General features: G+C 59.9%; 9 protein-coding genes. 7 read left to right on the top strand and 2 right to left on the bottom strand.

The features are described 5' to 3' along the window. Position 1 precedes the first annotated feature (1 nt). The gene (gene hemY, locus ACL2XN_RS19570; protein WP_410013174.1) at positions 2–1,240 is read left to right on the top strand and encodes a protoheme IX biogenesis protein HemY; all 1,239 of its coding nucleotides are present in this window, start codon (positions 2–4) and stop codon (positions 1,238–1,240) included. A gap of 609 nt (positions 1,241–1,849) precedes the next feature. Here hemY and lpxL read toward each other — a convergent pair. Further along, entirely contained in the window at positions 1,850–2,773 is a 924-nt protein-coding gene (gene lpxL / locus ACL2XN_RS19565) for an LpxL/LpxP family Kdo(2)-lipid IV(A) lauroyl/palmitoleoyl acyltransferase (RefSeq protein ID WP_410013173.1), read from the bottom strand. 477 nt (positions 2,774–3,250) lie between these two features. After that, complete coding sequence (locus ACL2XN_RS19560; protein WP_413727574.1) at positions 3,251–4,096, bottom strand: fumarylacetoacetate hydrolase family protein; 846 nt, start codon at positions 4,094–4,096, stop codon at positions 3,251–3,253. A 500-nt stretch (positions 4,097–4,596) separates the two neighbouring features. Here ACL2XN_RS19560 and ACL2XN_RS19555 point away from each other — a divergent pair, with 500 nt between their 5' ends. The 6 genes from ACL2XN_RS19555 (at position 4,597) to tssE (ending at position 12,889) form a co-directional block, all read left to right on the top strand. Further along, positions 4,597–5,235 (top strand): two component system response regulator, encoded by a 639-nt coding sequence (locus tag ACL2XN_RS19555; RefSeq protein WP_410013171.1) that lies wholly within the window; start codon positions 4,597–4,599, stop codon positions 5,233–5,235. A gap of 164 nt (positions 5,236–5,399) precedes the next feature. After that, entirely contained in the window at positions 5,400–7,880 is a 2,481-nt protein-coding gene (locus ACL2XN_RS19550; protein ID WP_413727573.1) for a type VI secretion system Vgr family protein, read from the top strand. A 10-nt stretch (positions 7,881–7,890) separates the two neighbouring features. Further along, positions 7,891–10,566, top strand: coding sequence for a DUF2169 domain-containing protein (locus tag ACL2XN_RS19545; RefSeq protein WP_413729305.1), 2,676 nt, complete (start codon positions 7,891–7,893; stop codon positions 10,564–10,566). Further along, complete coding sequence (locus tag ACL2XN_RS19540) at positions 10,563–11,642, top strand: pentapeptide repeat-containing protein (protein ID WP_413729303.1); 1,080 nt, start codon at positions 10,563–10,565, stop codon at positions 11,640–11,642. Before ACL2XN_RS19545 ends, ACL2XN_RS19540 begins: the two co-directional genes overlap by 4 nt. Positions 11,643–11,665: 23 nt before the next feature. Next, positions 11,666–12,298, top strand: a complete 633-nt coding sequence (locus tag ACL2XN_RS19535; RefSeq protein ID WP_413721601.1) for a DUF3540 domain-containing protein — start codon at positions 11,666–11,668, stop codon at positions 12,296–12,298. A gap of 39 nt (positions 12,299–12,337) precedes the next feature. Beyond that, complete coding sequence (gene tssE / locus ACL2XN_RS19530; RefSeq protein WP_413729302.1) at positions 12,338–12,889, top strand: type VI secretion system baseplate subunit TssE; 552 nt, start codon at positions 12,338–12,340, stop codon at positions 12,887–12,889. Positions 12,890–12,891 lie beyond the last annotated feature (2 nt).

Raw genomic sequence — 12,891 nt, 5'->3', positions numbered from 1 at the left:
GATGCTACGCGTATTGTTGCTGTTCATCCTGCTGATTGCCGGGATTGTGATCGGGCCGATTATCGCCGGCCATCAGGGTTATGTACTGATCCAGACCGATAATTACAATATCGAGACCAGTGTGACCGGTCTGGTGATTATCCTGATTGTGGCGCTGGTGGCGCTGTTTATCGTGGAGTGGGTGTTGCGGCGCGTTTTCCGTACCGGCGCGCGTACCCGCCGCTGGTTCCTGGTGCGTAAAAACCACCGCGCCCGCAAACATACCAAAGCCGCGCTGATGAAACTGGCGGAAGGCGATTACCGGCAGGTGGAAAAATTGCTGACCCGCAACGCCGACCACGCCGATCAGCCAGTGGTCAATTACCTGCTGGCCGCCGAGGCGGCGCAGCAACGGGGCGACGATATTCGCGCCAACCAGCATCTGGAGCGGGCCATGGAGGCGGCGGATAACGATCAGCTGCCGGTGGATATCACCCGGGTGCGCATCCAGCTGGCGCGCAATGAAAACCATGCCGCCCGTCACGGCGCCGACCGTTTGCTGGAGATCGCTCCGCGTCATCCGGAGGTGCTGCGCCTCGCCGAGCAGGCGTTTATCCGTACCCGCGCCTGGCAGGCGCTGCTGGATATCCTGCCGGCCATGCGCAAAGTGCGGGTCTATGAAGAGAGTAAAATCCAGTCGCTGGAGCACCAGGCCTACAGCGGATTGATGGACCAGATCATGGAGAACGAGGGCAGCGAGGGCCTGAATAGCTGGTGGCGCAATCAAAGCCGCCGCACCCGCAACGATCCCCAACTACAGATCGCGCTGGCGGAACATCTGATCGTCTGCAACGATCATGAAACCGCCCAGGCTATTATCGTCAAGGGATTGAAGGACCATTACAACGAACAGCTGCTGTTGCTGGTGCCGCGCCTGAAAACCGGCGATCCGGAGCAGCTGGAAAAAGTCCTGCGCCAGCAGATCAAGCAGCAGGGCGCGTCCCCGTTGCTTAACAGCACCATGGGTCAGCTCTTGATGAAGCGCGGCGAATGGCAGGCCGCCGCCGACGCGTTCCGCGCCGCGCTTGCCCAGCGTCCGGACGCCCATGACTACGCCTGGCTGGCCGATGTGCTCGATCGCCTGCGTCTGCCGGAAGAGGCCACGCAAATGCGCCAGGAATCCATCAACCTATCGCTGCAAGCCCCGCAGCAGGCGCAGCCCGTCCCGCAGCCAGACCCGGCGCTGAAACCTTTGCCATAGGTAACCCGCCCCGGTTTGGATTAAAAAAAACACTTGCCATCACGGCAAGTGTTTAACAAGGTCAGGTCATAAGACAACAGTTTGGCGCCTCACTCAACGTTTTGTCCGAAGGTTCTGATGAGGGACTCATCATGGAGCTGGACAATAGGCGCCACAAGTTTGGCTCTGCGTCATTCCGGGGTTTATGAGGCGTAAACGCGAACATATGAGGGTGGAATGAGCATCTACAACAAAAGTAGTGCAGTTTGCGTGCCAGGACGGGTTTTGCCGCGGGATATTTTTTTACCCGCGGCGGAAGCGCATCAATAAGGGTACGGCCGGCCTCATTCCTTCCGCATTATGGCTGCGAATAACAATATCAACATATTGATAAACAATAACTTAAATTGATTTCGCCGGACTTTACCCCGCCATCGCCGTGCAAATCATTGCCGCCTGCCGGACAGACGATAACAGACAGGCCGCGCTTATTGCGCGGACGCCGCCGGCGGAACCTGTTACCTGTGAGAGACACAAATAGGCTGAAATAATTATTTATATTTAATTCAAATGGTTATATGTCTCTATATCGAGACATATACCCCTAGAGTATACGCAACGCCGCCCGCGCTAAATATATAATGACTTCTCCCCCAGCGGCCGGGTTTTAAACCGCCGGTGCAGCCATAGATATTGGCCGGGGGCTTTCATGATTTCAGTCTCTATCACCCGGTTGACATAGTTGGCGGCCGCCAGGCTGTCGTCGTAAGGGTAGTTTTGCAGCTCCGGCGAAATAATTAACTGGTAGCCCAGGCGGTCGGGTTTGCGGATGACCACGGCGCTGACCAGCTTCGGCCGGGCCAGCTTGGCGATGGTAAAGGTGCCGTTGGTGGTAGCGGTTTGATTGACGCCGAAAAACGGCACAAATACGCTGCCCTTCGGGCCGTTATCCTGATCCGGGGCAAACCAGACCACGCCGCCGCGTTTTAACGTGTGTACCATGCAAACCAGTTTTTTACGGCTGACCAGGGAATTCCCCGAGCGGGAACGGCCCCACTTCTGCACCAGTTCCATAATTTTGCTGTTATGGGGACGATACATGACGGTCATGGGTTTGCAGTGGCCTAAAATACGAAAATGCAGCTCCAGCGTCATAAAATGCACGCCGATAACGATAACCCCATTTTTCTCCCCTATGGGGGAATCCAGGTTTTCCAGGCCGACCACATCGAACCATTTTTTTATACGCTGGTCGGACCAAAACCACGCCATTCCGGTTTCCATCAGGCCCATGCCCAGGGAAGAAAAGTTATCGGCCAATTTTATTTTGATTTGTTCCGGCTCGAGAGTAGGGAAACTGAGCTCAAGATTACGTTTGGCGATGGCAACGCGCCTTTTTAAAAAGCGCATGGATAACAACCCCATACCCCCGCCCAGGCGCAGTAGCAGCGGATAAGGCAGCTGCACTAATAAAAACAACAGGCCAAGCCCCAGCCAAAGTAACCAATACCTGGGGTGCATATAACTTAACGGCAATAGCCAACGTTGGATCATAGGGATGGTTCCGCAGCACGGGACGGCGTCAATAATTCGGCATAGGTAATAACCTGGGTTATTACTTACTACGATGAGCTTAACGAGGACACTGACTCTCGCCGCATGGGTGCATTAAAAGATATTCAATTATAAAAAAAACAGGCTTTTCCGGCCGTTCACCAAGCGTCAAAAGAAAAATAGAACCGAATAATACTAGCCGTTTTATTTTACAGAAAAAAGACAACCTAGCACGGACCGGCACGTTTAAACAGCCCGGGGAGAGGCAGGTATCGTAATTTCCTCTGACCTTAACTTATTCAGACACCGGCGGTGAAACTTAATTCATTAACCGCGTTAATCCATCCGCCCAGAAAACGGTGAAAAAAATAAAGTAAAAGCATTGCGGCAAAACAATGCCGCGCGCCCCGCGGCCCAAAATCCGGCCTGGGGCAAGCGGGGCCGCCCCGCCAGAGAGAGGCCCCTGCCATCCCGCGATCAGGCCGAGACCGTGCGCGCAAGCTGCTCGCCCAGGCCCTCTACGCCCAAACGCAGGGTCTGCCCGGCGCGCAGGAAAATGGCTTCCGGCTTATGTCCCATACCCACTCCCGGCGGCGTGCCGGTGGCGATAATATCCCCGGGCCGCAGGCTCATAAAATGGCTCAGGTAGCTGATAATATGCCTGACGCCAAAAATCATGGTGGCGGTATTCCCATTCTGGTAACGCGTGCCGTCCACCTCCAGCCAAAGGTTCAGCGCCTGCGGGTCGGCTATTTCATCCGCCGTGACCAGCCAGGGGCCAATGGGACCGAAGGTATCGCAGCCTTTTCCTTTATCCCAGGTGCCGCCGCGTTCTATTTGCCACTCCCGCTCGGAAATATCATTCACCACGCAATAACCGGCCACATGGTCCATGGCTTCCCCCTCGTCGATGTAACGCCCGCCCTGGCCGATGACCACGCCCAGCTCCACTTCCCAATCGGTCTTACGGGACTGGCGGGGAATCTGCACATCGTCATTGGGGCCGTTGATGGCGCTGACCCATTTATTAAACACGATAGGCTCGGTGGGAATGGCCGCCCCGGTTTCCGCCGCATGGTCGGCGTAGTTGAGGCCGATACAGACAAACTTGCCTACCTGGCCGACGCAGGGCCCCAGCCTGGGCTGGCCGGCCACCAGCGGCAGCTGGGCGATATCCAGGGCGCGTAATGTGGCGAGCGCGGCGGGCAGCAGGGCGTCCCCGCCGATATCGGCGATATGACCGGCCAGGCTCCGTATGCGTCCCTCGTTATCCAGAATGCCTGGGCGTTCCTCGCCGGGCGGGCCATAGCGCAATAATTTCATGACGTACTCCGTTTTTTTAAAATGACAACGGGTGAAAATATATGCCCCGTAACCGCTGCCGGCCATCAAAACCACCGGACAGACATCAAATACTTGAAGAAGATCACTTTCAGGCGGGTTGCCCATCACGGTGGGATGAATGAGTAACGCGCCGCAACCATGAACGTTCGCTTCGGCCATTTCTTTAACAGGAAGCGCTAATTAAGCACAGCGCCTAAACCGCATTGAAATATGCTGAATATAGCCTTATTTTTTCCTGTCTCGTCCTTGATTTATTTCAGGGTTCCATTATGCTCGTGGCGTTTCATTATCCAGATGATAACGTAGAATATTTTATTTAAAATCATTTCCCGAATGTGTAATTGCCAGCTTTTAAGCCTGTATCCGTTATTGTCTTTAGCGCTGTCCGCGATAATAGTAGCGGCCGGCGGTTCTGTGCGTTTTTTATTTCAACAATATGCCAATAAATACTCTTCATGTATTTTCCAGGGAATCGTTTTATGAACATAAAACTGGTGCTGGTTGACGATCATGAACTGATCATCAACGGCATTAAAGCATTGCTTACCCCCTATCCGCGTTACCAGATAGCGGGCCAGGTGGACAATGGACTTGAGGTCTATCGCCTGTGCGGCGAGACCCACCCGGATATCGTGATATTGGATTTGGGATTGCCCGGCATGGATGGGCAGGATGTGATCGCGCAATTGCTTAAGCGCTGGCCCGCCCTGCGCATTATCGTGCTTACCTCCAGGCGGGGAGAGCATTATGCCGCCGGGGTGCTGCGCCTGGGCGCCCTGGGCTTTGTGCTGAAAAGCAGCCCGCAGCATTGCCTGCTGACCGCGCTGCAGTACGTTTTTAACCGCAAGCGTTACCTTGATCCGGCGCTGGATCATTTTCGCGTGTTCCAGCTGATGAACGAAAGCGGCCATCACCCTTTGTCCCTGACGCTGAGGGAGCGCCAGGTATTAAAGCAAATCGCCGAGGGCGCGGGCAACCACGCCATCGCCGGTAACTTATCCATCAGCCCTAAAACAGTCGAGACCCATCGTTTGAATATTATGCGTAAACTTGACGTGCATAAAGCCATTGACCTGGTGCATTGGTCGTTCCGGTTGGGATTGGTGGAATACCGTTAGACAAAAATTCAGGAAGGATGTCAGGGAATTACCTGATGTTTCATCTTCATTCGCCGCCTATGATGGCAATAGTCTTATAAAGCCAATAGTTAGCAGAATAAAATAGAGACGTTGTAAAAAATAATTCGGCTTATTACCGACGATCTCGCGTATTGGGGAACAGCATGCCCGACTGGATTAATGTTCATACGCCGTTAAGCGGCAACGCCGAAAGTGAGCTGATATTTAAACGGCTGACCGGCCGGGAATCCTTTTCGGCCTTATACCGGTTCAACGCGGAATTTCTTAGCACTCATAACGATTTAGATATGAATGCATTATTAGGAAAGGATATCACCATTGAAATAAAGCTCATTAATGGCGAGCGCCGTTTTTTGCATGGCCATATCACCCGCATTGATTTCAACGGCTACGATCTGCTGCATGAAAAATATAAGCTGTATACCTTCACCCTGCATCCCGCCCTGTGGTATCTGACGCAAAATCGCGATTGCCGCGTCTGGCAGGAGAAAACCCTGCCGGATATTATTACCCATGTCCTGGCCGACTATAATATTGACTGTGAAAATCGGCTGACCAGCGCCTATCATCGCTACCCCTACATCGTGCAATATCGCGAAAGCACCTTCGATTTCCTGAGCCGTCTGATGGAGCATGAGGGCATTTATTATTTTTTCCGCCACCATGATCGGGGCCATACGCTGGTGCTGGCCGACGCCCCCCAGGCGCACCAGCCTTTCCCCGGCTACGAGGATCTGGTTTACCGGCAGCCGGGCGCCGGTCTTAACGCACACCGCGAAGCCATTCACCGCTGGACATTGTCCCATGAAATCACCCCCCGGTTGTGCAGCATGGACGATTATGACTTTCGGCAGCCGCGCGCCCATCTGGGGCAAACGTGCCAAAACCGCGCCTCGTTTGCCGCCAACAAAAGCGAAATATACGACTGGCCGGGGGGGTATGCCGATCATGGGCATGGGGAGTTCCTGGCGCAAATCCGCCAGCAGGAGCTGGCCTCCCGGCAATGCCGCGTCTCGGGACTGGCAACGGCGCGCGGCATGGCGCCCGGCTACACTTTCCGGATTCAACACTGTCCGCGCCCGCAGGATGAGCAATCTTATCTGGTCACCGGCGTCGATTACAGCATCCAGGATAACCGCTGGCATGCCGCAGATGCTCAATCCGCACCCGGCGCCGCCATGGCTGAGTTCAGCGTGGCTTTTACCGTTATACCGGCCCAGGTCACCTGGCGTCCGCCCCGCGCCACCCCCTGGCCTAAAACCCAGGGGCCGCAAACCGCCGAGGTGGCCGGTCCGCCCGGCAACAGCATTTGGACCGATAAATATGGCCGCGTAAAGCTAAAATTCCGCTGGGACCGGCACGGCGCGGGCGACGACACCGATTCCTGCTGGGTGCGGGTATCCAGCCATTGGGCCGGGTGGAAATATGGCGGCGTACAGGTGCCGCGGGTGGGCGAAGAGGTGATCGTGGATTTTATCAACGGCGATCCCGATCGTCCCATTATTACCGGACGGGTCTACAACGAAGACGCCCTGCCGCCCTGGGAACTGCCGGCCGCCGCCGCCCGCATGGGATTTATGAGCCGCAGCAGGGATGGCGGCACGGGCAACGCCAGCTACTGGTTTATGGAGGACGCGCCGGGACGCGAGTCCTTTAACCTGCATGCCGAGCGGGATATGACCCTCTCGGTGGAACATGACCAACGCATCAGCGTCGACGGCGATCTGGCGCAGGAGATAAAAGGCCAGAGCCGCTTTATCCACCAAGGTCCCTGCGCCACCTTCAAATTTAAACCCGATATACAGACCTTCCACTTGGGCAAAACCAGCCTGATTACCGCCGGCGGCAGGGCAGACGCCGTTACCGGCGGCGAATACCGGCAGGTGACCGGGCACGCGGCGCAGATTGTCAGCGGCAGCCTGACCCAGCATGCCGGTGATACTATCAGCCACCATGCCCTGAATGATCTGATGTTTGACGCCGGCAATAAAATCGTGTTCGGCCGGACGCGCTATCCCGGCGTGCTGGCGGCGGATGCGCCAGGGCCGGCCCAGGCCGCCCTGGCGCAGGCCCGGCCCGCCACCGCGCAGGAGCTGGCGGATCGCCGCCGGGCCGAGCGGCAATACCAGCGCCCGGATCCCACCCGGGTGGAATATGCCAAAGGGGTGGATACCACCATCAATGGCGTGGATCGGCAATCCATCGCCGGCAATCGGCACGTGGAGATAAAGGGCGACGCGCGCCGCCATATCCACGGCAGGCTGGATGAGCAGGTTGACAGGGATCTGGCCGTGTGCGCCGGCGGCGATATCAGCATTGACGGCGGCAATGAGATTCAGGTGACAGCCAAAAAACGGGTGCTGAAAATCAAGGGAAGCAGCGAAACCCATGCCGGCAATATGCTTCACGTCGCCGGCGCGGCGGAAAGCATCTATAACATGCGCGTTGCCATGACAAAAATGGCGGTAACCACCGATGAGGTATTGACGTCCAGCACCCGGCTGAACCTGGCCACGACCGCGGTGCGGGTCGAAACGGTGGGCGTCAATATCAGCCAGGGGCAGTTGGATATCCGCACCACGCTGCTGAGCCTGCACACCAGCGCCATCACCCTTTTTATCTGAGCCGGCCGCCATGAACATCATCAAACCCCTGCGTCTGGGCGTGCTGCACCGCCCCTGGCGCTGGCTGGGCCAAAACCAGTTAGGCGTGTCCGTGCTGGCCCTGGCTGACATGGGGCCCGCGCCACGGCTGCGTCCCGAACCGGAGCTGTGGCAACTGGCGGCGCGGGAACTGGCCGGCGACGGCGGTTTGCTGGACCTGGCCATTCCCAAAGCCTGCGCGGAATTCCTGGCCACCGGTTATGCCTATACTCGCCATCAGCGGCAAAATAATGCCTGTATGGTTAAAATCCAGGTGGACGCGCTGGAAAAGAGCCTGATGGTGTTCGGGGAACGTTTCTGGGTCAGCGGACGCCCCACCGAGGCGCTGCCGTTTGCACGGCTGCGCCTGGACTGGCAAAACGCCTTCGGCGGCGAAAACGATGCCCGCAACCCGCGTGGCCTGGGCGCGCACCCCGTAGAGCGTAACGGCGTCATATGCCATCCGCTGGCCCATATCGAACCGGAGGCGGGTTATGGCGCATCGCGTCGCAGGATAAAACCCGACTGTTTCGGCCCGCTGGACTTTTGCCTGCCGGAGCAGTTCAGCCGTATCGGCAAAAGCTACGACCGCCGCTGGCTGGAGCAGGAGTACCCCGGGTTCGCCCGCGATATCGACTGGCATGTATTTAACCGGGCCGGACGCGATCAGTGGTGGCCGCGGTCGCCGTCATTACCGCTGGGCGCGCCCTGGCGTATCTGGAATATGCACCCGGAGCAACCGCTGCAGCAGGGCGTGCTGCCCGACTGGCGCGCCCGGTGTTTTATCACGCGCGCCGCCGTTCCCGACGATCATCACGCTTGCGCGCCGCCGGCGCTGGAAGAAATCACCCTGCGCGCCACCACCTTGTGGTTTTTTCCTCATGTGGAACAGATGGTACTGATTTGGCAGGGCAGCTGCGGGATCCAGGAAGACGATGCGCTGGACGTCGACAATATGCTGGTCGCCCTTGAAGCGGCACGGGAGAGCCGGCCCCTGGCGCATTACCGGGACGTTCTCCTGGCCCGCAGCCGAAAGGCTACCGCCGCCGCCCATGCCCTGTGTGAACAGGATTTGGTCACGGAAAGCCTGATCGGCCCATGGCTGGATACCGCCCCCCGGCCGCCGGAAAGCCCGCTGGCGGCCAATCTGGCCCGCCGGGAAGCGGACCTGCGGGAAAAGCGCGGACAGCCCCTGCCGGACAGCGGCGTTCATACGACCTTACCCGGGCAGGCAACCCCGGCTGACCGGAGCCCCGGCCGGCACCAGGGCGCCGCTGACGCGCGGATAAGCCTGCGCGACGGCGACACGGGCGCAGGCGACGGCGATACGGACGCAGGAGATAGCGCCGGTAACCTGGTGGCCCGCGCGCAGGAGCCGGGGCCGCTGCCCGGCGAGCTGCCGCGGTATATGGCGCGGGTGGAACGACAGGCGGCGGCGCTGCAACAACGGGCGCTGGAAAAAGCCGCGGCCCTGGGCGCCGATATGACGGATGCCGTGGACGGCGCCGGGCCGGCGCACTACCACCGGATGCTGGCGGCGCTGCGGCGGGAGGCTGAGGACAGCGCCGGCGCCGGGCCGTCTATTGATACGCCTGAAGCCCGCCTGGCCCTGCACCAGATGTACCGGCTGGCCGCCGCTGCCCGCCCTGCGGCCCCGCAGGCGGCGGCGGAGTGCCGCCCTCGCCTTCAGGCCCTGCTGGCGCAAACGCGCGATCTCGGCGACATGGATTTGACCGGCGCCGATCTGCGCGGCCTGGATCTACGCGGCGTTAATCTGCAGCGGGCCCTGCTGGAAAGCGCCAGGCTGGATAACTGCCTGCTGGACGGCGCCGATCTCAGCGACGCCATGCTGGCCCACGCCTCGTTGACCGGCGCTTCGCTGCGCGACGCGCGCCTTGCCGAAGCCTGCCTGACCGGCGCCCGCTGTCACAACACGCTGTTCACCGGGGCGCAGCTGTCCGGGACGACAGTGACCCGGGCGGCGTTTGCAGACTGTTGTTTTGATCGGGCGCAGCTCAGCGGGCTGCTGTTTTACCACACCGCCATCCACCGCTGCCGCTTCAGCCATGCCGCCCTGACGAACTGCACGTTTCTTGATGCCGACGCCACGGCGCCGGATTTCAGCCATTGCCGCCTGGAAAAGGTGACGTTCAACCAGGGCCGTCTGGACGCGGCTTGTTTTAACGCCGCGCGGTTGTCCGGCTGCTCGTTTATCACCCTGGCGTTGGATGAGATCCGGTTTCAGGAGGCCGCCCTGGACAGCTGTGTTTTTACCGGCGGCACCCATGCCGGAGGCGCGGCATTCCGGCGCGCCCGGCTAACAAACTGCAACTTCCGGCAAACGCCGCTGGACCGGGCGGATTTTTCACAGGTCGAGGCGCAAAGTTGTGACTTTAGCGGCGCCGTGCTTACGCGCGCGCGCCTGGACGGTATCAACGCCGGCGGCTGCCTGTTTATCCGCGCCGACCTCAGCCACGCCTCGCTGACCCGCGCCGACCTGATCGGCGCCCTGTTGCAAAAATCCCGGCTCGCCGGCGCCGACCTGCGCGCCGCCAACCTGTTTCGCGCCGATCTGTCGTTAGCGACCATCGACCGCCATACCCGCCTGCAGGGCGCCTATACGCACCAATGCAAAACCCTGCCGCGCGCGCAGGAGCCTTCGTCATGACTCACCTCACCGCGCGGGAATTACAGCACCGCATCGACCGGGGGGAAGCGGTTGACTCGGTGACGCTGGGCGAGGAACAGCTTGCCGGCGTACGGCTGCGCGGCGCGGTATTCAGCAACGTGGATTTCACCGGGGCGGACTTTCGCCGGCGCCAGCTGGAAGACACGCTGTTTGATCATTGCCGGCTGGAACGGGCCAGCTTTTGCGGCGGGAATATCAAGGACTGCCGGTTTAACCACTGCGCGCTGCCCGCGGCCGATTTCAGCGGGTGCGATATTACCGGCACAGTATTTAATCATTGCCGGCTGATGGGCAGCCGATTTGGCGCCAGCGGCCTGACATTAACCCAGTTCCTGGAGTGCCTGCTGACCGGCGCGACTTTTGATACCTGCTCGCTGGAGCAGGTAACACTGTTTAAAACGCCGCTGCTCCAGGCCCGGCTGCATCAATGCCGGGCGGTCCTGACCACGTTGTTCGGCATCGACCTTACCGCCACCACGTTCAGCCAGAGCCAATTCGACCGCGTTATCTTTGCCGAATGCGACCACCGCCATAACGACTATCGCCGCCAGACCTTTATCGCCTGCCAGTTTACCGGTAATGCCATGGATAACGTCGATTTCAGCCACGGCACGCTGACCCGCAGCTGTTTTAAAGGCGCCTCGCTGGGCATGGCGCGTTTCAATCACGCCCGGTGCGGCCAGGCGCTGTTTATCGACAGCAGCCTGGCGCGGGCGCAATGCCGCCGCGGCCATTTTGACCAGGGGCAGTTTATCGGCGCCGACCTGCGACAGGCGGATTTTTCCCACGCCAGCCTGGAGCAGGCCCTGCTGCATCGCGCCGCGGCCGGACAATGCCGATTTACCGGCTGCAACCTGGCGTATGCGGATTTTCGCGAGGCCGATCTCCAGGACGCCGACCTGCGGCACGCGCGCTTTATGCGCACCAGCATGCACCGCGCCCGGCAAACGGCGGCGCTGTTTTCCAGCCGCAAGGGGCTGCTGGAGGCGGATGCAGCGCTCCATGCCGCCGAAGAGTGGAGCCGCCGGCGGCCAGATGTGACACCGGACCCTTAGCCATCCCTTATTTGAGACACCTTATGATGAACCAACAGGCATTGCGCGACCAGATTGCATCGCCGCCCGGCCAGGCCGTAGGCCGGGTGGTCAACCTGCTGCCGGACGGCTGCTATATCGTGCGCCATGAACAGCGCGGCTGGCAGTGCCGCCGGGCCGCCAGCTGCCTGCTGGCGCCGCAGCCGGGCGATACTGTGCTGGTTGCCGGCAACCGGGCGCAGCTGTGGCTGCTGGCGGTGCTGGATCGCGCGGACACGCTGTCGCCCTGGTCCCTGACGGTTGCCGGCGACCTGCATATCGCCGCCCGGGGCGAGTTAAGCCTGCATGGCGCCGAACGGCTGGCGTTGCGCGCCCCGGCGCTGGATATCGGCGCCGATCGCGGGGAATGCCGTATCGGGCGGATGCGCTACCAGGGCAAGTCGTTGTCGGCCCGGGTGGATGTCGGCTGTATCGTCGGCAAGCGGCTGGAATCGGTATGGCGCACCCTGGTGCATATCAGCCACCGGTGGCTGCGCAAAGTGACGCAAACGGAGCACGCCAGGGTCGGCCAGCTGGATTACCAGGCCGCCGATTATGCCCGCCTCCACGGCCGGAACCTCATGATCACCGCCGACGCCGTCACCAAGATCGATGCTGAACACATTCATATGGGCTGATGCGGCAGCCGCCGGATTTGCCGTAAAAACGGAGCGGAAATGGCGAAAAAAATAAGCCACCCCCCGGCGCAACGCGCCGCCGGACAGACTAGCTCGGCCGGCGGCCGGCAACGCGCCGCGCCCTTGTTATGGGAGCGGCTGCTGGACGACGATCCGGAAAATCCGGACGACTCGCCGCCGGACATGGCGTGCCTGCGCGACAGGCTGAAACAGTCGGTGTTAACCAACCTGCAGGCGCTGTTCAACTGCACGCGTTTCGCCTCCCGCGGCGAGCTGGCGCGCTGGCCCCATATTTACGCCAGTACGCTGAACTTCGGCTTGCCGCCGCTGGCCGGCAAGGTGCGCACCGAGATCGCCTGGCAGGATATCGAAGTCGCCATCGCCAGGGCGATCGCTTGCTTCGAGCCGCGCATCATCGTCCCGGAGCTGTGTATTGATTGCATTGATGACGATGCCGGGCTGGCGTCGCATAACCTGCTGTCGTTTATTATCCAGGGGCGCCTGTGGTGGTCGCCGGCGCCGGTGGAGTTCAGGTTTACCAGCCGCGTGGATCTGGAAAACGGCCATTTTGAACTGAGTGATAAGGGATAACT

The organism is Sodalis sp. RH22 (assembly GCF_047324165.1).
In the GTDB taxonomy this organism is placed as follows: Bacteria; Pseudomonadota; Gammaproteobacteria; order Enterobacterales; family Enterobacteriaceae; genus Acerihabitans.
Note: the sequence above shows the minus strand (reverse complement) of the source record. Positions and strands in the feature narration are given on the sequence as shown.

Coding starts and splice junctions, on each gene's coding strand:
- lpxL (WP_410013173.1), bottom strand. CDS start 2,773: ATGATCCAACGTTGGCTATTGCCGTTAAGTTATATGCACCCCAGGTAT.
- ACL2XN_RS19550 (WP_413727573.1), top strand. CDS start 5,400: ATGCCCGACTGGATTAATGTTCATACGCCGTTAAGCGGCAACGCCGAA.
- ACL2XN_RS19535 (WP_413721601.1), top strand. CDS start 11,666: ATGATGAACCAACAGGCATTGCGCGACCAGATTGCATCGCCGCCCGGC.
- hemY (WP_410013174.1), top strand. CDS start 2: ATGCTACGCGTATTGTTGCTGTTCATCCTGCTGATTGCCGGGATTGTG.
- ACL2XN_RS19555 (WP_410013171.1), top strand. CDS start 4,597: ATGAACATAAAACTGGTGCTGGTTGACGATCATGAACTGATCATCAAC.
- ACL2XN_RS19545 (WP_413729305.1), top strand. CDS start 7,891: ATGAACATCATCAAACCCCTGCGTCTGGGCGTGCTGCACCGCCCCTGG.
- ACL2XN_RS19540 (WP_413729303.1), top strand. CDS start 10,563: ATGACTCACCTCACCGCGCGGGAATTACAGCACCGCATCGACCGGGGG.
- tssE (WP_413729302.1), top strand. CDS start 12,338: ATGGCGAAAAAAATAAGCCACCCCCCGGCGCAACGCGCCGCCGGACAG.
- ACL2XN_RS19560 (WP_413727574.1), bottom strand. CDS start 4,096: ATGAAATTATTGCGCTATGGCCCGCCCGGCGAGGAACGCCCAGGCATT.